At 58.4% G+C, this 24,499-nt stretch carries 20 protein-coding genes; 7 read left to right on the plus strand and 13 right to left on the minus strand.

Annotated elements, in window-relative coordinates; all coding sequences use genetic code 11:
* Window positions 1-75: 75 nt before the first annotated feature.
* Window positions 76-1,575: a glutamate--tRNA ligase gene (gltX, locus tag BJP05_RS05735; RefSeq protein WP_070362568.1), complete on the minus strand. Its 1,500-nt coding sequence runs from the start codon at window positions 1,573-1,575 to the stop codon at window positions 76-78.
* Window positions 1,576-1,666: 91 nt separating this feature from the next.
* Between gltX and BJP05_RS05740 the strand changes: the two genes are divergently transcribed.
* The gene (locus BJP05_RS05740) at window positions 1,667-2,782 is read left to right on the plus strand and encodes an isochorismate synthase MenF (protein ID WP_070362569.1); all 1,116 of its coding nucleotides are present in this window, start codon (window positions 1,667-1,669) and stop codon (window positions 2,780-2,782) included.
* A gap of 6 nt (window positions 2,783-2,788) precedes the next feature.
* On the opposite strand, the gene BJP05_RS05745 is transcribed toward BJP05_RS05740, so the two are convergent.
* The 7 genes from BJP05_RS05745 to BJP05_RS05775 form a co-directional block, all read right to left on the minus strand.
* Window positions 2,789-3,580: a fumarylacetoacetate hydrolase family protein gene (locus tag BJP05_RS05745; protein WP_084028657.1), complete on the minus strand. Its 792-nt coding sequence runs from the start codon at window positions 3,578-3,580 to the stop codon at window positions 2,789-2,791.
* A 36-nt stretch (window positions 3,581-3,616) separates the two neighbouring features.
* Window positions 3,617-5,080 carry a cell wall-binding repeat 2 family protein gene (locus BJP05_RS05750; protein WP_070362571.1) on the minus strand — a complete coding sequence of 488 codons (1,464 nt, stop codon included), beginning with the start codon at window positions 5,078-5,080 and terminating at the stop codon, window positions 3,617-3,619.
* A gap of 64 nt (window positions 5,081-5,144) precedes the next feature.
* The gene (locus BJP05_RS05755) at window positions 5,145-6,161 is read right to left on the minus strand and encodes a 3-isopropylmalate dehydrogenase (RefSeq protein WP_070362572.1); all 1,017 of its coding nucleotides are present in this window, start codon (window positions 6,159-6,161) and stop codon (window positions 5,145-5,147) included.
* A gap of 72 nt (window positions 6,162-6,233) precedes the next feature.
* Window positions 6,234-7,820 carry a phosphoglycerate dehydrogenase gene (gene serA, locus BJP05_RS05760; protein ID WP_070362573.1) on the minus strand — a complete coding sequence of 529 codons (1,587 nt, stop codon included), beginning with the start codon at window positions 7,818-7,820 and terminating at the stop codon, window positions 6,234-6,236.
* A 56-nt stretch (window positions 7,821-7,876) separates the two neighbouring features.
* Window positions 7,877-8,716, minus strand: a complete 840-nt coding sequence (locus BJP05_RS05765) for a hypothetical protein (protein WP_240492716.1) — start codon at window positions 8,714-8,716, stop codon at window positions 7,877-7,879.
* Window positions 8,717-8,756: 40 nt separating this feature from the next.
* Window positions 8,757-10,640, minus strand: coding sequence for a DUF262 domain-containing protein (locus tag BJP05_RS05770; protein WP_070362574.1), 1,884 nt, complete (start codon window positions 10,638-10,640; stop codon window positions 8,757-8,759).
* A gap of 21 nt (window positions 10,641-10,661) precedes the next feature.
* Window positions 10,662-11,570, minus strand: a complete 909-nt coding sequence (locus BJP05_RS05775) for a cation diffusion facilitator family transporter (RefSeq protein ID WP_070362575.1) — start codon at window positions 11,568-11,570, stop codon at window positions 10,662-10,664.
* A 99-nt stretch (window positions 11,571-11,669) separates the two neighbouring features.
* Between BJP05_RS05775 and BJP05_RS05780 the strand changes: the two genes are divergently transcribed.
* On the plus strand, window positions 11,670-12,074 hold the full coding sequence (locus BJP05_RS05780) for a hypothetical protein (protein WP_070362576.1): 405 nt from the start codon (window positions 11,670-11,672) through the stop codon (window positions 12,072-12,074).
* A gap of 71 nt (window positions 12,075-12,145) precedes the next feature.
* On the opposite strand, the gene ilvC is transcribed toward BJP05_RS05780, so the two are convergent.
* The 3 genes from ilvC to BJP05_RS05795 are packed head-to-tail and all read right to left on the minus strand — an operon-like array spanning window position 12,146 to window position 15,614.
* The gene (ilvC, locus tag BJP05_RS05785) at window positions 12,146-13,159 is read right to left on the minus strand and encodes a ketol-acid reductoisomerase (RefSeq protein ID WP_070362577.1); all 1,014 of its coding nucleotides are present in this window, start codon (window positions 13,157-13,159) and stop codon (window positions 12,146-12,148) included.
* 60 nt (window positions 13,160-13,219) lie between these two features.
* Window positions 13,220-13,738, minus strand: coding sequence for an acetolactate synthase small subunit (ilvN, locus tag BJP05_RS05790; protein ID WP_070362578.1), 519 nt, complete (start codon window positions 13,736-13,738; stop codon window positions 13,220-13,222).
* A 1-nt stretch (window position 13,739) separates the two neighbouring features.
* Window positions 13,740-15,614, minus strand: a complete 1,875-nt coding sequence (locus BJP05_RS05795) for an acetolactate synthase large subunit (protein WP_070362579.1) — start codon at window positions 15,612-15,614, stop codon at window positions 13,740-13,742.
* A gap of 247 nt (window positions 15,615-15,861) precedes the next feature.
* Here BJP05_RS05795 and BJP05_RS05800 point away from each other — a divergent pair, with 247 nt between their 5' ends.
* Genes BJP05_RS05800 through ilvD form a run of 3 tightly spaced genes read left to right on the plus strand, consistent with a single transcriptional unit; the run spans window position 15,862 to window position 19,682 of the window.
* Window positions 15,862-17,289, plus strand: a complete 1,428-nt coding sequence (locus BJP05_RS05800) for a mechanosensitive ion channel family protein (RefSeq protein WP_240492717.1) — start codon at window positions 15,862-15,864, stop codon at window positions 17,287-17,289.
* Window positions 17,290-17,312: 23 nt separating this feature from the next.
* Entirely contained in the window at window positions 17,313-17,840 is a 528-nt protein-coding gene (locus BJP05_RS05805; RefSeq protein WP_070362581.1) for a PH domain-containing protein, read from the plus strand.
* Between the two features lie 3 nt (window positions 17,841-17,843).
* Entirely contained in the window at window positions 17,844-19,682 is a 1,839-nt protein-coding gene (gene ilvD, locus BJP05_RS05810) for a dihydroxy-acid dehydratase (RefSeq protein ID WP_070362582.1), read from the plus strand.
* Between the two features lie 13 nt (window positions 19,683-19,695).
* Here ilvD and BJP05_RS05815 read toward each other — a convergent pair whose 3' ends face one another.
* Entirely contained in the window at window positions 19,696-20,511 is an 816-nt protein-coding gene (locus BJP05_RS05815) for a DoxX family protein (RefSeq protein WP_070362583.1), read from the minus strand.
* A gap of 165 nt (window positions 20,512-20,676) precedes the next feature.
* On the opposite strand from BJP05_RS05815, the gene BJP05_RS05820 reads away from it, so the two are divergent.
* Complete coding sequence (locus BJP05_RS05820) at window positions 20,677-21,138, plus strand: MarR family winged helix-turn-helix transcriptional regulator (RefSeq protein WP_070362584.1); 462 nt, start codon at window positions 20,677-20,679, stop codon at window positions 21,136-21,138.
* Window positions 21,139-21,487: 349 nt separating this feature from the next.
* Window positions 21,488-22,921 (plus strand): hypothetical protein, encoded by a 1,434-nt coding sequence (locus BJP05_RS05825; protein WP_070362585.1) that lies wholly within the window; start codon window positions 21,488-21,490, stop codon window positions 22,919-22,921.
* 77 nt (window positions 22,922-22,998) lie between these two features.
* Here the strand turns inward: BJP05_RS05825 and gatB are convergent, their stop codons facing one another.
* Complete coding sequence (gatB, locus tag BJP05_RS05830) at window positions 22,999-24,498, minus strand: Asp-tRNA(Asn)/Glu-tRNA(Gln) amidotransferase subunit GatB (RefSeq protein WP_070362586.1); 1,500 nt, start codon at window positions 24,496-24,498, stop codon at window positions 22,999-23,001.
* Window position 24,499 lies beyond the last annotated feature (1 nt).

A 24,499-nucleotide genomic window follows, 5' to 3' on the forward strand; every position in this document is an offset into this window, starting at 1 on the left:
CCTGGTCATAATAGAAAAAGAGGTATCGCAAACCATGCGATACCTCTTCGACTTCGCCAATGCTCGTTAGGCCCGTTAAGCCTCCGGCGCAGTGTACGGAGTAACCTCACGCGCAGCGCGCAAGCGCGCCATCGTGGACTGCTTACCCAGCAGCTCCATCGACTCGAAGAGTGGTGGAGAAACCTGCTCCCCGGAGATTCCAACACGGAGCGCACCGAACGCAACGCGTGGCTTCAACTCCAGTTCTTCGATCAGCGCGGTGTGCAGAGCCTTCTCAATAGACTCAGTAGTCCAGTCATCTTCGGCAACGGCGTCGAGTGCCGCAATGCCGGCGTCGAGAGGCTGGACAGCAGTGTCCTTGAGGTTCTTCTTCGCCGCTTTCTCGTTGAGGACAAGATCTGCATCCGGAGTAACAAGGAACTTCAGCAGTCCATACGCATCTGACAGGACCTTGATACGGGTCTGAACCAGCTCGGCGGCGAGTGCGAACTTGTCAGCCGGGTAGTCGGCTGGGAAGTCGGTGAACTCGGTCAGGTAATCACGCAGGCGCTGTTCGAAGTCCTTTGGCTCAAGCAAGCGGATGTGGTCAGCGTTGATCGCCTCTAGCTTCTTCTGGTCGAAGCGCGCAGGGTTACCAAGCACATCAGAAACATCGAACGCCTCGACAAGCTGATCAACGCTGAAGATGTCTTCATCAGAAGACAGCGACCAGCCCAGCAGCGCGAGGTAATTGATCATGCCCTCCGGGATGATGCCGTTGTCGCGGTGATTAAACAGGTTCGATTCCGGATCGCGCTTGGAAAGCTTCTTATTGCCCTGCCCCATCACAAACGGCAGATGCGCGAACTCAGGAGTGAACTCAGCGACGCCGATACGCTGGAGCGCCTCATACAGAGCAAGCTGGCGCGGAGTCGAGGAAAGCAAGTCTTCGCCACGCAGGACGTGCGTGACCTGCATCAGCGCGTCATCAACTGGGTTGACCAGCGTGTACAGCGGCGCACCGTTCGAACGTGCAACAACGTAGTCCGGCTGCGTCTGCGACTTGAACGTCACTTCGCCACGCACCAAGTCGTTCCAGGTCCAGTCCTTGTCCGGCATGCGCAGACGCCAAACTGGCTTGCGGCCTTCAGCCTCATATGCAGCGATCTGTTCTTCAGTCAGGTCGCGGTCGAAGTTGTCGTAGCCAAGCTGGGGGTCGCGCCCTGCCGCCTTGTGCCGCGCCTGAACCTCCTCGTTCGTGGAATAGGCCGGGTAGACCTCTCCGGCTTCGATCAGCTTGTCCAGGACTTCCTTGTAGATATCCATTCGCTGCGACTGGCGGTAAGGCTCGTGTGGGCCGCCTACCAAAACGCCTTCATCCCAATCCAGGCCCAGCCACTTCAAGGAGTCGATGATTGCCTGGTAGGACTCTTCCGAGTCACGTGCGGCGTCGGTATCTTCAATGCGGAAAATCAGCGTGCCGCCACTGTGTCGTGCCTGTGCCCAGTTGAACAAGGCCGTACGCACCATACCGACATGGGGCGTACCTGTTGGAGACGGACAAAATCGGACACGCATCTTTGCTGGTTTATTCATGTGCTTTATCGTAGCGCCCCTGCCCCATCAAGGCGCATATGGCAGGCCCTTAGTACGGGCTACGGGACTGCGCCTAGTAAAATATGACCACATGTGTTCAGCCCGCCCCACCACTGCGCCCGACTTCCTGCTTTCCCGAAGCACCGGTTCAGTGCGCACGCAAGGTGCCAATCAAACGTTCTCAGACGCATGGAAAGCTATCGACGCCCTCGAGTCCGGCGACGTCGAGATGGTGGTAGGCGCTCTCCCATTCGATAAAGACACGCCCGCGGCGCTGACAGTGCCCGAATCCATAGTCCGGGAATCTGGCACGCTCGAGCCTCATCCTTACTATCGAGTCGGCCCAGGCTCAAAGCTGCACGCGTCGCTTATCGACGTCGATCCCACCCCGGAAGAACACCTGCGCCGGGTTGAAGCAGCGGTCTCCACGATCCAGGGGTCCATGTTGGACAAGGTGGTCCTTGCTCGTGCAGTGGACATCGCATTCGATCCACCCGTCGATCCTCGCCTGGTCGCCGCGCGCCTGATTGACCTTTCTTATACCCGCGACGGGTTCATCGCAGACCTCACACCGAGCGGGCGTGTCGGCCACTTCTTCGTGGGCTCATCACCTGAGGTTTTGGTGCGCCGCAAAGGCAATATCGTGAGTTCGTATCCGCTAGCAGGATCAGCTGCCCGTGTCCCACACGACCCTGCGGCTGATGAGGCGAATGGTCAGGCACTCTTTGCTTCCGCCAAGGATCGCGACGAGCACGCGTACGTGGTCGAGCACATCCGCGAGATTCTGGCGCCACTGTGTTCCCAACTCGACATTCCAGACGGACCACAACTGGATAAGACTTCAGAAATGTGGCATCTTGCCACCCCAATCCGCGGCGTTCTGAAAGACCCTGCGCCAACAGCGCTCGACCTTGCGCTTCGCCTCTACCCCACCCCAGCTGTTTGCGGTACCCCGCAAGCCGCGGCGGAGGCGCTCATCACCACCGCAGAGACCGACCGAGGGTTCTATGCTGGCACCGTCGGCTATACCGACAAGAGCGGCGATGGCGAATACATGGTTGCGATCCGCTGCGCGGAGGTCAACGCCGCGGGCACTCAGGCTCGCGCCTGGGCTGGCGGCGGGCTCGTCGCAGATTCCGTCCCGCAAGATGAGCTCGACGAGACCACAGCCAAACTGCGCACCATCATGCGTGCGCTCGGCCTTTAGCCCCAACTAGGCGCGCGCCACCGGGTTAGTCAGCGAGCCGATACCTGGGATCTCAATCTCAATCACGTCGCCCGGGACCATTTCCGCGGTCCCCGCAGGTGAGCCAGTTGCGATGACATCGCCCGGAAGCAACGTGAATGACTCGCTGACCCACTCGACGATTTCGCCGATCGACTTAATCATCTGGTCCGAGTTGGAATCCTGCTTTGTCGCAGTCTCTCCCTCGTGCGTGAGGTGCGCCTTGATCGGCAGCGAATCAAAATTGAAGCGCTCAAGATCTGTCTCAATCCATGGCCCTAGCGGAGCGAAGGTATCCATGCCCTTCGCGCGTGCCCACTGCCCATCGGAGAACTGGAGATCACGCGAGCTGACGTCGTTAATAATGGTGACACCACGCACTACCGACTTCCACTGGTCCGCTTTCACGTTCTTACACGGCACGCCGATGACGAGTGCAAGCTCTCCCTCGAACTCAACGCGGGTAGCGAACTTGGGGATGCGAATTAGCGCGCCGGGACCGACAACTGCTGTCGGCGGTTTGATGAAAATCGTCGGCGGCAAATCATCCGCGGTCTGTTGAAAGACTTCCTTGACGTGGTCCGCGTAGTTGCGGCCGACTGCCACAATTTTCGACGGCAACGTCGGTGCAAGCAGCCTCACCTCTTCAAGCTTCCACTCTTTGCCGGTGAACTCAGGGTCGGTGAATGGCGTACCAGCAATAGCACGCGCGGTCGTCGCCGCTTCATCAATGACAGCGAAGGTCATGCCTTCGGGTGTAGCAATTCGTCCAAAACGCATAGGGACGAGCATACAACCCCGAAGGCTGCTCGCACTTTATTGGTAGCTCACGAACCACGGCCGAGGTTGGACGTCGTTGTATGTCTGCTCCGGGCTAAAGGTAGGGGTGTCCTCGTCGATAAAGTTCTTCCACGCCATGAAGTAATCAGCACTCAAACCTTGACGCAGGACGTTCCAGGTATCAAACTTCTGCTCCGGCACGCCGTGGCCGTCCGCGTGGAGCACCCACGCCAATTCCGGCTGGTCAGTGCGGATATTTTCACGATCCGGGTACATGTCCAGCCTGAACTGGTGCAGGATGAGCATCTTTTGTGGCAGTTTGTGCTCTCGAACGAGGGCCGCAAGCCAATCAGCAACAGCATTAATTTCGCCCGAAGTTGCCGACCCGATACGGGACAATGGCTGCTCGCCGGGATTCAGCTTCCACTCGGCATCGAGGGCCAACCCCACGTTCGGCCGAAGCAGGAGCTCTTCGTAGAGTCGAGCCTGGTGAAGGAAATCACCCTGACCGGGCTGGAGGTCGAGCACCGCGTAGCCACCAGCCTCAGTGATCGCATCGATGTACGGTACGAGGTCCTCGATCGCTGTCTCGTTGGAGTAGTCGCCGTCAGGGCCAGGAGATTGCGAAGCCACCGTGACAATAATCTCGAACGCAGGGATCACCGGCTGCCCGTCCAACGGTTGGTACTGTTGCGCATACGATGTTGCTAGCTGGGCCGCTTCAGCCGGAGGCTGCTCCCCCATAACGCCGAGTGCTGGGCCCGACGGGTGCCCGTACAGCGCAATCATGCGCCGTCCGGGAAAGACAAGACCGCCACCTCCAGGTAATTCACCGTGCGTCGCGAGCGTGATCTTGTCCCGGTACATTTCGGTGTTGCCCCATTGCAGTCCAAGGGCGAGCGTGTCTTGCTCCAGCACTGTGCGCATAGCGTCTGAGGTGACACGTGGATCCGGGAACTGCAAGACTTCGAGTTCCGCACCTGCTGCACGCGCGGACACGGCGGCTCCAAGCGACGTCTCCTCCGTCACCAGGACCGGTGGCAGTGTGAGTGCCCCAGGTTGCTGTGGCTGCGTAGCCGCAACTGTGGCGATATCACGCTCAGGGTTGTCGCTTTGCAGCGGCTCCACGCCCGCTTCCTCTGATGGCGTGATGACTTCGGTGGCGCCTAGACGTTGAATCTCTACATCAACAGTCTCGTCTGTACCTGGCCAACGCACTAACAAAGGGATGCCACGTTCCAGGGCGATTGCCGCACCAAGCAGTTGCGACTCCCGCTCCTTACCCGCGACAACCACAGCGTCCGACGTTGGATACAACCGCTTCGAAACTTCCGCGCCGGTACCGTCTGGGTCTTGAATAACCTCGGCACCGGACATCTCCAAGGCTTGCGCGCCCTGCGCTCCTTTTTCGGCGTCGCCAGTTGCGCACGCACTCAAGCTTGCCGTTGCGACACCGAGCGCAACGATGACGCTGCCAACACGATGCCGGGTCGAAGCCATCTTCAATGTCTCCCGCCTTTCCTACACGGAGGTCCTGTTTAAATCTGGCCTCAACCCTACGTGGTTACCTCAGCGCGGCAGCAATCCGCTCGCCAACCTCAGTCGTCACTATCTCAGCCCCTTCGCGGCCCGTCACTTCCTTTTCCACGGCCGCTTCAATTTTCTGGGCATTGTCTTCATCGCCGAGGAAGCGCAGCATCATCGCGACGGAGAGAATCATCGCGCACGGGTCGGCGATACCCTGACCTGCAATATCCGGTGCAGAACCGTGGACTGGCTCAAACATCGAAGGCGTGACCTTTGCCGCGTTGATATTGCCCGAGCACGCAAGGCCCACACCACCCGCAACTGCGCCGGCCAAGTCAGTCAAAATATCGCCGAACAGGTTATCCGTCACAATGACGTCGTACTGCGAAGGGTCGCTGACCATGTAAATGGTCGCCGCGTCGATGTGGTGGTAGTTCGTGGTCACCTCTGGGAACTCCTGCGCGACCTCGTCGAAGACTCGCTGCCACAAACCACCAGCGTTGACCAGGACGTTCGTTTTGTGCACAAGAGTCAACTTTTTGCGGCGCTGCTGAGCAAGTTCAAAGGCGTAGCGCACGACGCGCTCAACACCGTAATAAGTGTTTTGAGAAACCTCGGAGGCAACCTCATGCTCGGTACCTTCGCGCAGCGTGCCACCATTGCCGGCATAGAGCCCCTCGGTTCCCTCGCGGACAACTACAAAGTCAATGTCACCCGGCCGTGCCAGCGGCGAGGTCACACTCTTGTACAGGCGCGACGGGCGCAGGTTGACATAGTGATCCAGCTTGAAGCGCAGTGGCAACAGGAGCCCGCGCTCAAGCACACCAGCGGGAACCTTTCGCGGGTCCCCGACTGCGCCGAGCAGGATTGCGTCATGTTCACACAGCGCCTCGAGGTCACCGTCCGTGAGCAGCTCGCCGTTACGCAGGTATCGACGCGCACCGAGGTCAAAATCCGTGGTATCTACGTCCGAGCGAACAGCATTCAGAACTTTGAGCCCCTCTGCCATCACTTCAGGGCCGATGCCGTCCCCACCAATAACAGCAACCTTCATTTTTGGGATTCCTTTCTCACCAGACGGACAGTGCGTTTAGTGTAACACTGTCCGCCCGTGAGGGAACCGCCTTTAGGAATCCAAATCGAGCTGGATCGAAGTGGCGTCGATAGACTGCGCGATCTGCTCCTCGAGCTGCTCTGGAACTTCCTTATCCACGCGCAGGATAAGCACCGCACCGTCGCCCTTCGTGGTGCGAGTCAGCGCGGCAGCATCGATATTGATATCGTGCGCACCAAGCTGCGAACCCACCTTTCCGAGCGCTCCAGGGACATCGGTGTAGCGGAAGAACAAGTTGCGGCCTTCCGCACGCATGTCTACACCGCGACCATTGATGCGAACGATCTTCTCAACGCCCTCCAGGCTCGTCAGCGCGCCAGTCACCGTAGCGGTCTGCCCTTCTGCCCCAACGGCCTGGACCTCGAGCGCGCTGCGGTGCGTCAGTGCTTCAGTCTCTGTCTCGACCGTATAGCTCAATCCGCGGGCCTCAGCGATAGCAGGTGCGTTCACAAACGTCACAGGCTCATCGACGATGCCCGAGAACAGACCGCGCACAGCAGACAGGCCCAACAGGTTGACTTCCTCCGTGGACAGCTCACCGCGAGCCGTCACCTTCAGCGATACCGGAGCCTCTTCCAGTAGCTTGCCTGCAAGCAGCCCAAGCTTGCGCGACAAGTCGAGCCAACGAGCTACCTCCTCGCCCGCGTTGCCACCAGCAACGTTGACAGCATCAGCGACGAACTCGCCGGCCAGTGCCTTCAACACAGAATCCGCAACGTCAGTACCCGCGCGGTCCTGCGCCTCAGCCGTAGATGCGCCAAGGTGCGGCGTTACGACGACCTCTTCGAGTTCAAACAGCGGCGAATCCGTGCACGGCTCGGTTGCATACACGTCGAAACCTGCACCACGAATGTGGCCAGACTTGATGGCGTCGGCAAGCGCCTGCTCATCAACGAGGCCACCGCGGGCCGCATTGATAATGATCTGTCCCGGCTTGGCCTTCGAAAGCAGCTCCGCATTGAACATGCCTGCAGTTTCTTTCGTCTTCGGCAAGTGGATCGTCACAAAATCTGCACGAGCCATCAGCTCCTCGAGCTCGACGAGCTCGACACCCATCTGCGCTGCACGCGCAGGGTTCGCGTAAGGGTCGTATGCGACGATCGTGGTTTCGAACGCAGACAGACGGTGCGCGAACAGCTGGCCAATGTGCCCGAAGCCGACAATGCCTACGGTCTTGCCGAAGATCTCGGTGCCTTTAAACGCCGAGCGCTTCCACTCACCATTACGCAGCGTGGAATCAGCTGCCGGAATCTGGCGAGCGGTAGAAAGCAGCAATGCGATTGCGTGCTCACAGGCTGAGTGAATATTCGAGGTCGGGGCGTTAGCAACCATCACACCGTGCTCGGTTGCCGCCGGAATATCAACGTTGTCAAGACCGACACCAGCACGGCCGATAATCTTAAGGTTTGCACCTGCTTCGATCACCTCACGATCGACCGTCGTTGCTGAGCGAACAAGCAGCGCGTCCGCGGCGGGGACTGCCGCGAGCAGCGCCTCACGGTTTGGGCCATCTACCCACTGGACTTCCACCGCGTCGCCAAGTGCGTCAACGGTTGACTGGGAAAGTTTATCGGCGATGAGGACAACAGGTTTCGACATAAGAATGGGGTCTCCTGAGAATCAAACAGAGTGGATACCCCGAACACCTTAATAGGTCAGTTACCGGTTGTCCTGCGGTTAGCCTGATACTTTTCTTCCGCTTGCGAAATCCTGCGCGATAGCTCGTCGCTGGTCCCGAAATCGGTTCCAAGTGCAACGAGCGGGCCGTCCGCTAACCCTGCAAGAGCAAATAGTGTTTCAAAGGATGCTCTCGGGTCCGGCTCGTCCACGAAGACAACCTTCGCCCCAAAGCTGCGCGCATTCGCGATCGCGGCAATCGAAGTATTCGCCGTCGCCACAACCAACGGAGCCATATCGGCATCCCTGCGGGAGAGAATCGGGAATGGTCTTGCCTGCGCCCCCTTCATCACGGCAGGGTCCGCCCACGCGGCTCTCAGCCAGGTCGGCTCACGCGAGCGCAACTTCGCCACTTCCTGCGCAGCAGACTCGGGTGAGGATATCAATCGTTCCTCAAACATCAGCGACGTCATCGGGCCTAAAGCTCCCCGCCCACCCGGGTCGCGGTACACACGCATCCGTCCAGTGGTTTGCGCCAGTGGCACATCACCAACCGTAAGCACCGTATAGGTATGTAAACGCTCGGTTTCTTGCAGAATCTCGTTGTGTCGGTTCGGGTCGTAGACCAACATCGGGGCGTGGGCAACAACGGCGATTGAGGCAGCTCGCAGCTGTGCTTCTACTGAAGGATCCGACACCACTAGCGTCTCGGAAGCACGGAAGAAATACTGCAACGATGCAAGCCCCGTCCGGTCTGCTAACACGACAGGATGCTGCTCAAACATCGCTGATACATGGCGCGACTGGTTGACTTTCCTCGCCTCTCCCAGCGGGCCTAATTGTTGCTCTGGCGAGCAAGCAACAAGCAGCGTTGCCACGCACAACAATGCGAGGCAACGCTGCCGTATCCCAACCTGCTTAATCCTCTTCGCCTTCCGGCTCTTCCTGCTCAACTTCTGGCGCCTCAAACTCAGGCTCTTCAGCAGCTGGTGCAGGTTCTACTTCTGGCTCGGGCTCTTCAGAGAAATCAACCTCTGACTCAAGTGAGCCATCAATATCGCGGATCACGGCCTTATCAAGCGCATACTCGACAATCCCGACGAAACGTTCGCGACGATCCGCCAAGAACTCCGTCCACTGAGAGTTCAGCAAGAAAATTGGCGTCATCTCATGGCCTTCGAGGACTTCATCAAACTCGTCGTCGTCCATGAGCGACTTCGACTGCAGGCGCGGAATGTAGCGCTTCGGCTGATTGTCCTCAATCAGCACATCCGTGCGCTTACCCATCGGCGTGCGGTTGAGCACCGACTGTGCAACGACTGGGTCAGCGCCAATGTCATCACAAAACGCAGGTGGGAACACAGTGTTGAAGTACGGCTGCAGCTCCGCAAACGTCTCCCGGTTGAACGGCTTTCCTGTCCTCCAGTCGAGCGCGCCGCGTGCCATCAGCAGTGCGTACAGTCCGCGGTAGACACCGCTTTCCTCCGTCGCCGTAAGCAAACGAGACTCCGAGAACGTGGCGTCCGACACTGTACGTGGCGTCGCGTCAGTCTCTTGCAGCACCCACGGGGTGACCTCGGTAACGTCGAGGCCCGCACGGATCGTCGGTGCGTGCGCACCGTAGAGCTCTCCAAACACCCCCGACCAGTACCAGCGGTTGAGACGGTCCTTCGACTCCTGGCTACGGTCCCACTGCGGATGCTCTGCCAAACGCGCCAAAATCGTAGCCAGTGGCACAATCTGCGAGGTGTACGGGACCTGATCCACGCTGAGAATACAACGCTCAGCCATAAACTCAGCCGCCGCCTTAAACGCATCCGCCATTTCTTGCGCATGCTGGCGGTAGTCATCGAGGGAAAGGTTCAAGATGTCGCCGCGGTGTCCAACAGCGTGTCCATGCCGACTCGTCAGCAAAAGTGACATCGCGCGGAGGAATTCAATGCGCCCAATGTCATCCAAAGCTGGGTACTCGCGCAACTGCTTTTCGACGCCCCGCCAATGCTCAGCAAGCAAAAAGTCAGGATCTTGCGTAGCAAACATGGCCGTCAGCAACTCGAAAACATCCATCTGGACACCCGCCGAGTTTGCGTGGGCGAAGATTTGGCCAACGCCAATCTGCGAGGTCTCCCGGTCAATGCGGATCACTGGAACATCGTAGGCCGGCATCCAGCGCATGACTTCGTTCAGGAAGAGCTTGACCGCGTCGCGCATTTCATGATCCTCGGCATCCGCCGCCATGTCTAAAAGCAGGTCATTGCCCTCTTTCCAGAGCAACAGCGACACCGGCACGACACCGTGCTTCAGCATGTCCTCCCGGTTCCGGATGCCCTCCGGAATATCCGGTCCAAAGTGCGAACGGATCTGGCCTTCTTCGTCAACAGCGAAGACTGCTTCAACCGGCATTGGATCGGCAGAGACGGCCGTCCGCACATCCACAAAGAACTGGCGGTGAATGCGTCGACCAAGGAAGTCTACGGTCGGGACGATGCCGTCGCCCTTAAATGCGTGGTACAGCGAAGTGAGGCGCTGCTGGCCGTCGAGAAGCAACAGCCCCGGTTGCGGTTCCTTGACGCTCGGCTCGAGCCCTTCGAGCGGGCGCGGGCGAAATCGCATCGGTGTCCCGCGTGTATCCAACGCGAGGAACGAGCCGATTGGATAGCCGCGCAAGACTGAGGTAACCAGGGTGCGAATGCGGTCAACATCCCAGATATACTCGCGCTGAAAATCGGGTAGCTGCAGCTCTCCGCGCTCAGCCCGCGCGAAGAGATCCTTGAGTGAATAGCTTGGCGTAGTAAAACCCATAAGTCATACTTTAGAACAGAATCAACAAACATTCTCGTGGCCGCGGTGTTCGGGCAGCTCCACCTGGATCGTGGAATGCTCAATCCCCAGCTCACGCAATACTTCTTGGGCGTCGTCGAGAACACGGGCTCCTTGCTCACCAGGGTGCTTAACCACGTGAACCGTCGCCAATACGGACACCCCATCGAGCGACCACAGGTGCAAGTCATGGATATCCACCACACCGGCAATTGCTCGCAGGGCCGGTTCGACGCTCTCAACATCGAATCCCGGAGGGACCTGCTCCAGTAGCACCTGGAGGGAGTGACGGAGCAGCGACCACGCCCGTGGCAACACCAACGCCGCGATCAAGAAGGAAGCGATAACGTCCGGCAGCTGGCTGCCAGTAAAAGCAATCACCGCACCGGCGACGAGCACCGCAACCGAACCGAGCATGTCCACAAGTACGTGCAAAAACGCGCCCTCAACGTTGACGGAGTTTTCCCTTTGGCTATGCAGCACCCACGCAGATACCGCGTTTGCGACCAAGCCAATGAGGGCGATCACCATCATCGGTGCCGTGTCAATCTCAGTAGGTGCAGAGATTCGACGAATGGCCTGCACCACGATCCAGACAGAAATCACAAGCACCGTCAGCGCGTTGGTCGCCGCGGCCAGTACTTCAACGCGCCGATATCCATACGTGGCCTTCATCGAGGCTGCCCGCTTCCCTATCACCACGGCGATCACCGCAATGATCAGTCCAGCAGCGTCCGACAGCATGTGCATGGCATCGGCCATCAGCGCCATCGAACCGGTGAGCCAGCCACCGATCAATTCTGCGAAAAAGACCACGCTGGTGACTCCCAGCGCGATCAGCAGGGCACGCAGTGGCGCGTCGCCGACGTGATCGTGGTCGTGAGTGTGAGCGTGGTCCTGGCTATGCGACATGCCGTAATTCTAATCCACCTTTTAATATCGGTAAAGCGGGCAACTTCGGAAGCAATCAGAACGATTTTTGCTAGCCTGGACCAAAAAGAAAGGAAACACGTGACTCAGCAACCACACGAAACCCCAAACAACCCCCCACTCGAGATACCAGAGGAGCGACGCCACCTTCCCGCTCCATCCGAGCCAACTCCGCAGAACGGCGGTTGGTGGAAGTGGCTCCTTGGCATCCTCGTCTTCCTCCTTCTCGCATGGCTACTGTGGTCCCTGTTCGCCGGCGGCCAAAGTGAAGAAGAATTCAACAACAACCAGCCCAGCGTGACGGCAACTGAAACCGTCGATATCACCACCACGATGACAGAAGACACCACGGAAACGGTTGAGCCTGCTACCGAGACGAACACTGACGCTTCCGAACCGACAGTGCCGGAAGAAGTCACTACCACAGTGAATCTCGACGAAGTCCTTAGCGACGCACCCGAATCCGAGACGGCACCAGCGCAATAGCGCAAAGCACAAACAAAACTGGGAGCGGCCCTTCTGTTGGGTCGCTCCCAGTTTTTACGTTATGAGAAAGCCTAGGCGGTCTCATTCAGCGGGTTCTGCACCCAGCTCATCATCGAGCGCAGTTCCTTGCCGGTCTTCTCAATCGGGTGCGAGGAGACCTTGGCGCGCAGGTCCTCCAGCTCCTTGTTACCGTTCTTCACGTTCTCAACGAGGCGCTTGGTGAAGGTGCCATCCTGGATATCACGCAGCACGTCACGCATGCGGTCCTTAACGCCCTCATCGATGAGGCGCGGACCAGACAGGTAGCCGCCGAACTCTGCGGTATCGGAGATGGAGTAGTTCATGTTCGCCATGCCACCTTCGTAGATCAGATCCACGATCAGCTTCATCTCGTGCAGGCACTCGAAGTACGCCATTTCTGGCTCGTAACCAGCCTCGACGAGGACATCGAAGCCCGTCATGATGAGATCCTCCAGGCCACCGCACAGAACGGCCTGCTCTCCGAACAGGTCGGTGACGGTTTCAGCTTCGAAGGTCGTCGGGATGACACCGGCACGAGCACCACCGATTGCTGCAGCGTACGAGAGTGCCAGGTCGCGGCCATTGCCCTCTGGGTCCTGCTCGACAGCAATCAGGCACGGCACGCCCTTGCCCTCAGTAAACGTACGACGCACCAAGTGGCCCGGGCCCTTCGGCGCAACCATGCCCACGATGATGTCGTCCGCTGGTTCAATCAGGTTGAAGTGGATGTTCAAGCCGTGGCCGAAGAACAGGGCGTCGCCAGCCTTCAGGTTTGGCTCAATATCGTTGCGGAAGATTTCTGCCTGCGAAGTATCCGGTGCCAGCAACATGATGACGTCCGCCCATGCGGAAGCATCAGCGTTGCTCTTGACCTCGAAGCCAGCCTCCTTGGCCTTTTCCGCGCTCTTCGAGCCCTCACGCAGGCCGATCACAACATCGACGCCGGATTCACGCAAGTTCTGCGCGTGCGCGTGGCCCTGCGATCCATAGCCGATTACTGCAACTTTCTTTCCCTGGATGATGGACAGGTCTGCATCCTGGTCGTAAAAAACTTCAATAGCCATGAGTCGGCTCACCTTTCTTTATGCGTATGGAGAAATATATCGGAGTTAATAGCGTCGCGCTTAGGATTGCGATGCCATTGTTTCGGCGCCGCGCGAAAGCGCGACATCACCGGAACTCGCAAGCTCGCGAATTCCGAAAGGCTCGAGTACTTCAAGCAACGCCCGCAGCTTTGCGGGCGTGCCCGTCGCTTCAATCACGAGGGACTCGGGCGAGACGTCGACGACACGTGCGCGGAAGATGTTCGCGGCATCCACGACCTGCGGCCTGTTACTGTTGTCCGCGCTCACCTTGACCAGCATCATCGATCGGGCGACGGTGGCGTCGTCGTCAAGCCTCTGGACTTTAATAACCTGGACGAGCTTGTTGAGCTGCTTCTGGATCTGCCCAACGGAGTACTCGCTCGCATCGACCACGATGGTCAGCCGGTTGATGCCTTCGGTCTCAGTGCTTGCCGACACAAGCGAGACCATGTTGTAGCCACGGCGCGTAAACAGAGCGGATACGCGCGTAATGATGCCATCGACATCCTGCACAAGCACCGACAGCCTATGCCGAGTGATTGTTTGCACTGGTGCCATCTTATTTCGCTCCCTCTGTTTCATCTTCGAGTGTCGTCAACACTTCGTGAATTGCTTCTGGGGTTTCCGCGGCGGATTCCTCCATGTCGAAGAACGGCCGCATCCCGAGCGCGTACTGCATGTCTGAGTTCGAAGCGCCCGCAGCGACCATCGGCCAAACCTGTGCGTCCTCGCCGACGATGAACTCAACTACGACCGGCCGATCATTGATACCGCGCGCCCACTCAATCGCGGGGACGACGTCCTCTTCCTTCGTGACGCGAACAGCCTGCGCCCCGAGTGCCTCAGAGAGCTTCACAAAGTCAGGGACGTATGCCTCTTCCCCACCGAGCTTGGTGTGCGAGTAGTTGCCTTCATAGAACAACGTTTGCCACTGGCGGACCATGCCGAGGTTGCCGTTGTTAATCAGGCAGACCTTGATTGGCAAGCCCTCCATCGCCGCGGTGGTGATCTCCTGGTTCGTCATCTGGAAACAACCATCCCCGTCGACGGCCCATACCTCTTTATCGGGCATCGCGGCCTTCGCACCCATAGCGGCTGGAACCGCATACCCCATGGTGCCGGCGCCGCCGGAGCTCAACCAGTGACGAGGTTTATCGAAGTCCAGGAACTGCGCTGACCACATCTGGTGCTGGCCAACGCCGGACGCGTAAATCGCATCCTTTCCGACGGTCTTCGACAGCATCTCGATCACAAACTGCGGAGAAAGCTTCCCATCGTCTTGCTTGTCGTACCCACGCGGGAACCGCTCCTGGAGATCCTGAAGCCGCTCCATCCAGGCGTCTATCTTCGGCGCCGGAGTATTCGGCGAGCCTGTAAACGCTGCAGTGAGCTGAGCAAGCACCTTCTTCGCATCACCGACGATCGGCACATCAACTGGACGAATCTTCCCGATCTCCGCCGGGTCGATGTCAGCGTGAATCGTGTCCGCGTGAGGCGCGAAGGTGTCAACGTCACCGGTCACGCGGTCATCAAACCTGGTTCCAATTGCGATCAGGAGATCTGCCTCTTGTAGGGCGCCAACCGCCGGCACGGTGCCGTGCATGCCAGGCATGCCCATGTAGCACGGATGGTCCTGCGGGAATGCGCCCAACGCCATCAAGGTAGTCACCACTGGGATGCCAGTGGCCTCGACAAGCTCAAGCAGCTCCTTGTTCGCAGCAGACTTGACGACGCCACCACCGATATACAACACCGGCCGCTTCGCCTGCGAGATTCGCTCCGCAGCCTTCACCACCTGCTCATTGAGCGGCTCATCAGCGGGAACATACCCAGTCTCGAGCAGTTTCGGCGGCCACGAGAACTCCATGAGCTGTGCCTGAACATCCTTCGGGATGTCCACAAGCACCGGACCCGGACGGCCACTAGATGCGATGTGGAATGCAGTTGCAATCACACTCGGGATCTCGTTGACGTCCGTGACCATGATGTTGTGCTTAGTGATTGGCATCGTAATGCCACGAATATCCGCCTCTTGGAACGCGTCGGTTCCGATCATTGACGAACCTACCTGGCCGGTGATGGCAACAATCGGGACCGAGTCCAGATAAGCGTCACCGATCGGTGTGACAAGGTTTGTGGCCCCCGGCCCGGAAGTGGCGATGCACACGCCAACCTTTCCAGAAGCAACCGCGTACCCTTCTGCGGCGTGGCCTGCACCTTGCTCATGGCGAACCAGCACATGCCGCAGCTTCTCTGCTGCGAACAGTGCGTCGTAAAGAGGAAGCACCGCGCCACCGGGGAGGCCAAAGACAATCTCGGTACCTAGCTCCTCAAGACTGCGAACGACAGCGTCGGCTCCGGTGATCAGCGGCGCGGTGCGCTCATCACCAGGCTGCGTCGATGCATTCGTCGGGGGCTTGTGTGAAGCAACCACGATGTCGAGCTCCTTAGTGTTTCAAATAACAACAACCATCGAATCAGATCTAAAACAAAAGCCCCCGACCAAGCCGTGTGGCTGTCGAGGGCGCTTGAGTTCGCGACTGACTAGGCAAGCAGTCCGCTACGGCAAGCGCCGGTGCGGAATAAGAATGACTAGTACGTGCGAAATGATCATGAGTTGAATCATACACATTCCACAGGGGAATGTGAGGGATTTGGATTATTATTCAAAAACTATGCCGATGTCATACATTGCCGAACAGATTTGGCGCTGGTTCGCGGAGACGGGGATCAACCTCGCTCTCCTGCTCACACTCGCATTTTTAGTGCCACGAGCTGGCCGTTTCCTGAACCGTCACGCTGAGCGGCAGGTCAAAGAGTCTGGTGAGACGGACGAATCGAAGGGCCGCCTAGCAATCGTGGGCGTCGGTGTATACATCGCCCAGATGGTTGCCTACTTCTTGATTTTCGTCTTTGCACTGCAACAACTCGGCTTTTCACTCGCCGGTGCCGCGATCCCCGCAACGGTTGTATCGGCAGCCATCGGTTTTGGCGCACAGAACATCATCGCGGATTTCCTGGCGGGTTTCTTCATCCTCAGCGAAAAGCAGTTTGGTGTGGGCGACTACGTCGCATTTCAGGGCAACGGGATTGACGTCTCCGGTGAGGTCATTCAGATTACAATGCGCGCAACTCAAATCCGCACCATCGAGCAATCGACCATCTCTATTCCGAACTCGACGGCACGCATATGCATCAACCAATCCAACTACTGGTCCAGCGCGGTCGTCGTCATTCCTGTCCCACTGCTCGGTTCAACGTCTGCGGAAGAAGCGTTGAAGAGGACCCTCGCCGCGGCGCAGCGTGCGATTGCGCAACCCGACATTGCCGACGCCACCATCGACGAGGTCGAAGTACAACCCGCAGTAGCGGTGAACGCCCCCGCAACTGTCGGAAGCTCATGGACCGTGGATATGCGCGTGATGGTTCGCACTCAACCATTGATGCAGTGGAAGGTGGAGCGCGCAATCCGCATGGCGATCCTCGACGAGTTTTGGAACGAGTACGGCGCGGCAACAACATTCGAGGGCGCACTGGTGCAAGGTTTGGAACAACCGACCAGGCACTTTGATGTGCAAACGCCCACAGAGCGTATTTCAGAGTCCTTTCCTCAGACGCAAAAGCTGCCGGCGACAGACCCAGTGGCCCAAGATCCGGCAGCAGTTGATGACTTGACGCTTACTGATGACGACGCACCTGCACCGAAGCGCGTATTCCGCGGAATTATGCGTATGTCCACAGCGTTCCTCCTCGCGGGGTTCGCCATTTTGCTCATTGTCCGCGGCCTCATGTTGCAACCCGCGGAGGAAAGCAACGCAAATTCCGGTGTTTGGGCGCCACCTGCCCGGCCGGTTGCATCCACGAGCGCCCCCATGCCTGCCACCCAAGAAGAGATCCCCACGTCCGACGTCACCACTACTATTCCAACAGCCACGCCAACCACCGAAGCAACCACGCCTTCATCCACAACGACCGAGTCGGAATCATCTGATTGGACGTCCGAAACATCCACATACGAACGACCGGAACCGGCAGCCACGCCAGCTACTCAGGAAGAGACGGCGACGGACGAAGTGGACGTCGATAAGGAGCAACTCCCGCAGCCGTAACAAGATTGGCTAGCATAACTTGCATGACTGACTCGCCCACCACCTTTCGCCCTAGCAAACAACACGTCATTGCGGTTGTCCTCATGACAGGCATCGCGTTGATCGGAATTTCCTGGGCTCCGCTCCTTCTTGGCTGGCTGCTGATCATTCCGCTCGCGTGGTTGCTCTGGATCTTCACCGCCTCCACCACGATCAGCGAACGCGGCATTGCTCTGCGGTACATGGTGAAGCCAAACGTGACCATCGCCTGGTCTGACCTGGCGGGAATTGCATTTCAGGGTGCGAAGGCGAAGGCCACAACTCTTGACGGAGCATCGCACACCATGCCCGGTGTGACCTTTAATATGCTACCGGAACTTGCAGAAGCTTCCCGGGGCCGAATCACGGACGTCATCACGCAGGCGCAGGAAGCCGCCGACGGAAAATATGAAATCATCAACAAAGACGGCAATAAAGTATTAATGTCGCGAGAAGCCTACGACGAATACGTCAAGGCACACCCTGATCTGCCCGGGCCACGGCCCGAGCCCGCGCCACGTACAAAGGAGTAAGCCGTGATCCCTCTCCGCTCACGAGTCACAACCATTGGCCGCCAAGCTGCAGGCGCACGTGCACTATGGCGAGCAACCGGTACAGAAGAAAATGAGTTCGGCAAGCCGATTGTTGCCATCGTCAACTCATACACGCAGTTCGTTCCTGGCCACGTGCACCTCAAAGAGGTAGGGGAAATTGTTGCGGAAGCTGTACGCGCCGCCGGCGGTGTGCCGAAAGAATTCAACACCATCGCCGTCGACGACGGTATCGCCATGGGCCATTCCGGCATGCTCTACTCCCTGCCCAGCCGCGAGATCATCGCGGATTCGGTGGAGTACATGGTCAACGCCCACACCGTCGACGCAATGGTATGCATCTCCAACTGTGACAAGATCACACCGGGCATGCTGAATGCTTCACTGCGGCTTAACATCCCTACGGTTTTCGTCTCCGGCGGCCCGATGGAATCAGGCAAGCCAATTAACGTTGGTGGCGTCGAAAAGCCAGCCTCCGACCTTGTTGACGCCATCGCGCTTTCCGCAAACGATGCTGTCTCCGATAACGAACTCGATGCCATCGTCGAAGGCGCCTGCCCTACCTGTGGATCGTGCTCCGGCATGTTCACCGCTAACTCCATGAACTGCCTTACCGAAGCGCTCGGCCTTTCACTCCCTGGCAACGGCACCACCCTGGCCACGCACACAGCGCGCCGTGAGCTGTTCGAAAAAGCTGGCGCCACCATCGTTGACCTGTGCAACCGCTACTACGGAGAAGGCGACACCTCAGTATTGCCGCGCGAGATCGCAACCGTGCACGCGTTCCGCAACGCAATGGCCCTCGACATGGCCATGGGTGGATCGACGAACACGATTCTGCACATCCTTGCGGCCGCGCAAGAGGGCGAGGTGAACTTCTCACTCGCGGATATCGACGACCTGTCCCACCACATCCCGTGCCTGTCAAAGGTTGCTCCAAACGGCACAGCCCACGTCGAAGATGTCCACCGCGCCGGAGGCATCCCAGCAATTCTCGGCGAGCTCCACCGCGGCGGACTGCTACACGAGGACGTGCACTCAATTGTCTACGACTCCCTCCACGAGTGGCTCAAGGACTGGGATATCCGTGGCACCGGCGTATGTGAAGAAGCCATCGAACTCTTCCACGCCGCGCCGGGTGGCAAGCGAACCACGCAGGCATGCTCGCAGTCAGCGCGGTGGCCGAGCCTGGATACCGATGCCATCCGTGGCGTGATCCACGATGTCGACCACCCGTTTACTTCTGACGGCGGCTTGGTCGTCCTGCGTGGCAACCTTGCTCCGGACGGCGCGATCCTCAAAACTGCAGGTGTTGAAGAAGGTCTCTGGGAGTTCTCGGGACCGGCGCATGTTGTGGACTCGCAAGAGCAGGCGGTGTCGATGATCTTGGCACACGAAGTACTTGAGGGTGAGGTTGTCGTGATCCGCTACGAAGGACCCGCGGGTGGGCCAGGCATGCAGGAGATGCTTCACCCCACTTCCTTCTTGAAGGGTGCCGGACTGGGCACGAAGTGCGCCCTGATTACCGACGGCCGATTCTCCGGCGGCACGTCAGGACTTTCCATCGGACACATCTCACCCGAGGCTGCCCACGGTGGCCTCATCGGCCTGATCGAAAACGGCGATACCGTTTCGATCTCAGTGTCTCGGCGCGAGCTCACCCTCGATGTCGACGAAGACGTCCTGGAAAAGCGCCGTGAAGCAATGGAAGCCTCCGAGCACCCGTGGACACCAAATCGTGTCCGCGAAGTGTCGAAGGCTCTCAAGGTGTACGCAAAGATGGCAACGTCCGCCGACAAGGGCGCCGTCCGCCAGCTCGACTAGCGGGCAGTCGTGGTTAGGCGAGCGGGTTTACCCCGGCGCCGAACCACCACAACGCACCAGCTGCGGCTAACCCAAGGACTGCGAAAATCCAGGAGCTTGCCAGTGGTCGGCGCGCCCACGAGCGGGTCGCGTCGACGCCGTACAGGCCAGGGCCAGCAAACTGCAGCGCGAGCACCACACCGAAAAGCACTGCTGCCAAGACTGTTGCTGGTTCCCACTCGAACACGTTCAGGCCAACTCCGCTCACAACAATGCTGTGTAAAACGGCAAAGCCAGTAACTGCGATGCCCACCATCGCTGCAACTGGCGTCAACAGCCCTAGCAGCAAGAAGACACCTGCGGCGAGCTGCAACGTCGGCAGGATGATAGCCAGGCCGTCGGTAAATGCGTAGCCCTGCGCAGCAAATTCTGCTTCCAGCCCACCGATACCAGCCGAATCGCCTAGACGGAAGAACACCGCAATCGCTTGCAGGATGAGCGCGAGCCCGATGGTAAGGCGCGCAATCAGCAAGCCAAAGTCGAGCGTACCGCGCTTTGCGTGCTCAACCTTCTCCTCTTCCAGGTCAGAGTCAGCGGCAACATCTGGTTGCGCATAGGTCGTCGGCACCGAATCGAGCGTGTTGTTGGCAACAACCGTTTCGGTCGCCGGTGTGGCATCGAAGCCGCCCGGAGCGTCGGCGTTTGGAAACACCTCAGTGGGAGCAGCCTTCCCCGTCATCGAATAGATTCCCTGAGCCGAGTCGCCTCGAGCCGATCCCTGAAACTCAGGAATGCCTTCGAGTCCACTTACATCCTCGGGTGTAGCATCGCGCAAGTTTTTATCAGTCATGCCTAGCAATCTAGAACAAATCTGCCCGATTACGAGGCTGTACGTCGGCGCGCCACAAAACTTCTTGCGCTAAGAGACGCCACCTTCGTTCAAACGTAGCCCCGGAAGCTGGGACTCTGAACAAAATTAGGTTGAAATCTGTTGTAGTTACTAACATCTCATCACATGCATCGATTCAGTTGGCTTGATGAACACGACACTGAAATTTGGCTCACTATGTGGGCAATGATCTCGTGGATCCCTGCCCGCCTTGACGAAGCACTCAAGGCCAATGAAAGCATGAATCTGTCTGACTACCTTGCACTGGTAGAGATCGCACAAGCTGACGATCAGAAGATCACGATGAGCCAACTCGCGAAGGCAACACAGATGTCTGCATCACGCTTGTCCCATATCGTCGCACGTTTGGAGAGACGTGGGCTCGTGGCGCGAAGCCAAGACTCGACGGACCGCCGCACCAACATCGCCACGCTCACCAAAGACGGCGTCGAATTCATCGTGCGGTCCACGCCCGGTTACCTTCAGAAGCTCCGCGAGCTCGTATTCGATTCCATTACGCCGGAAGAGGCCGACCAACTCAACCGAATCATGAAGAAGATCGTCGCCAAGGCAGGACCAGACCATTAGGGCACGAGCCTAGCCAAGGTAACAGTTCCGTAACGCTTTGGCGTGCATCTCACTCTTTTTGACGCCAGCTTCTCCCTCCACACGTCCCCGCACCTCCCCCGTCTGACCACCTGGCAACTTCTCCCTTACTACCAGGCGGTTTATTCGATAGTCACGACCCACGCCCACCACGGCCGAACGCTTATCAGCGCCACTCCCCAGAGCCTTTAACACTACTGTTCCGTCCGTTTTATGGTGTGCGCTGGAGAAATGCCTTTGATACCATCAACTCCCGTTCGGTGGACGTTGCAATAACGCCACCGCTAAGTTTTTATTTCGATTTCTACATATTCAATAGGGATAAAGTTTTATGCGTAAATCTATCCGTGTGGCGCTCGCGTTCGTAGGGTTGCTCGTCGGAGCTGGCTTCGCATCCGGCCAGGAAGTGATTCAGTACTTCCTCGCGTACGGCTACTGGGGCCTTGTCGGCTCGATTGTTGCTGGCATCATTATCGTCGTCGTTGGCTCGACGCTCTTCCAGTTGGGTTCTTTCTACCTCGCTGACGACCACAGCGCCGTCTTTAAGAACGTATCAAAGCCACTTGTATCGAAATTTATGGACGTCGCCACGATGTTCACCCTTTTTGCGATCGGCTTCGTCATGGTCGCCGGTGCAGGCTCGAACCTTGACCAACAGTTCGGGCTCCCAACTTGGGTGGGCGCGGCCATCATGACCGTCCTGCTTGTCCTTTCGGGGTTCCTGGACGTCGACAAGCTCACGAACGTCATTTCCATCATCACGCCATTTCTTATCGTCGCGGTGATCGTGGCGCTGATGATCACGCTGGTGAACATGCCAGACAACATCAGCCAGATCAACGAGCTCTCCATGCAGAACGCACCTGCTACAGGTGTGGGCAACAACTGGTTGCTCTCCGCTGTCAACTACGCAACGCTTTGCATCATCATGGCTGTTTCGATGATCCTCGTCATTGCAGGCTCGCAGCTCAACCCTCGCGAAGCCGGCATTGGCGGATTGCTTGGCGGGTTCATCTTTGCAACCCTACTGGTCATCCTGAATTTCATCATTTTCATGAACATGGAAGGCGTCTACGGCGCCGACTTCCCACTGCTCATGGTGTTTGACAACATGCACCCAGCGGTCGGCTTCGTCGTCTCGCTGCTGATTTACTTGATGATCTACAACACCGCGGTAGGCATGTTCTACGCCATGGCGCGGCGTCTCGCTCATGGCCGTCAGGAAAAGTTCCGACTGATCTACTTCATCGTGGTCGGCATTGGCTTCGCGCTGTCTTTCATCGGTTTCTCGGCCCTCGTTGGTTGGGTCTACCCTGTCGTTGGCTATCTCGGACTTGTGCTCTCGATCGTTATGATTATTTCCTGGTTCAAGGATCGTGGACGTATCGCGGCAGAGACCAAACGACGTGAGCGCCTCGCAGAGCTCGCAGAAACCGCGCTGGACCCAGCAGAAAGCGAACTGTCCGCGAAGGAGCGCGAAGAGGTCGAAGACCTGGTCACCGAGTCTCACGTTGGTGACACACACCTGTGGCAATCCGTCCAGGAGGAAGTCGCTGCGGATCTCCACGCTGATCCAGAGAATGAGTTCTCGCTCGACGACGCACCGGCACTCGACCCCGACTCCGAGGAGTACGACGGTGCACCTGGTGACGCCGACTCACACGACGACCCAATCGACTGGGAGGCCTACTCAGAGATGTACGAAACTGGCACGTTCCCAGCCGTCACCGACGAGGACGTCAAGAACGCATCGAAGGGCAAATAGATCCGTTTCGTTGCAGTACATGGAGGAGCCCCCGCACCGGTTCGAATCGGCGCGGGGGCTCCTTTATGCGATGTAGGTTAGGACAGCTTCTTCGCGATCAGCTTGTTCACCTGACCAGGATCAGCCTTGCCCTGCGTTGCCTTCATCACGGCACCGACAATCGCGCCGGTTACCTTCTTGTTGCCGGCTCGGTACTTCTCAACGATGTCCGGGTTGGCAGCCAACGCGTCGTCGACAGCCTTTTCGATAGCGCCATCATCACGCACGACCTCGAGGCCACGAGCAGCGACAACCTCGTCAACATGGCCCTCGCCAGCAATCACGCCGTCGATAGCCTGGCGACCCAGCTTGGTCGTCAGCTTGCCTTCTTTCACCAACTCGACCACACGAGCAACGTCCTTTGGCGTCACTCCAACTGCGTCAAGGTCCTTGCCGAGCTCGTTTGCCTTGCTCTGAATGTACGACACCCACCAAGCACGCGCCTCGTCAGGAGTCGTACCTTCCTCGACTGTATCCACAACCAGATCCAACGCGCCAGCGTTCACCAAATCGCGGAACTCCTTCTCAGGCAACTTCCATTCTTCCTGGATTCGCGCCCGGCGCACCCACGGAAGCTCCGGAAGCGTCTTGCGGATCTCCTCCACCCACTCAGGCTTCGCAATTACTGGGGGCAGGTCTGGGTCGTTGAAGTAGCGGTACTCAGAGGCCTCTTCTTTTGGACGCCCCTTCGACGTCGAGCCATCTTTCTCCTGGTAGTGGCGGGTCTCCTGCACAATCTCTTCGCCGTTGACGAGCGCCTGTGCCTGACGCATCATCTCGAAGCGGACGGCCTGCTCAACCGACTTCAAGGAGTTGATGTTCTTCGTCTCCGTACGGGTGCCGAACTTCTCCTGACCGATCGGGCGCAGCGAAACGTTCGCATCACAGCGCATCGACCCCTGGTCCATGCGTGCATCAGAGACACCGAGAGCCTTCACAAGCTCGCGGAGCGCGCCAACGTACGCACGAGCGACCTCGGGAGCACGCTCCCCTGCACCGATAATCGGCTTCGTCACGATCTCAATGAGCGGAACACCAGCGCGGTTACAGTCAACCAACGAGGCCGTCGCACCCGTGATGCGCCCCGAGGCAGACCCGAGGTGCGTCAGCTTACCGGTGTCTTCTTCCATATGCGCGCGCTCGATTTCAACGCGGTACTCAGTACCGTCATCGAGCAGGACATCCAGGTAGCCGTCGTACGCGATCGGCTCGTCGTACTGCGAAATCTGGTAGTTCTTCGGCTGATCCGGGTAAAAGTAGTTCTTACGCGCGAAGCGCGAGCTTTCCGCAATCTTGCAGTTCAGCGCAAGGCCGATCTTGATTGCCCACTCAACGCCCTTTGCATTAACGACGGGCAATGCGCCAGGCAACCCAAGCGACACCGGGTCGACGTTGGTGTTTGGCGCCGCACCGAAGTGGGCTGAAGATGTCGAGAACATCTTGGTCTCGGTTGCTAACTCAACGTGTACCTCCAACCCCATAACCGGGTCGAATTTTTTCAGTACTTCGTCGTAATCCATCAGGTCGTACGCAGTCATA

This window comes from Corynebacterium sp. NML98-0116 (assembly GCF_001767255.1).
GTDB classification, from domain to species: Bacteria; Actinomycetota; Actinomycetes; order Mycobacteriales; family Mycobacteriaceae; genus Corynebacterium; species Corynebacterium pseudogenitalium.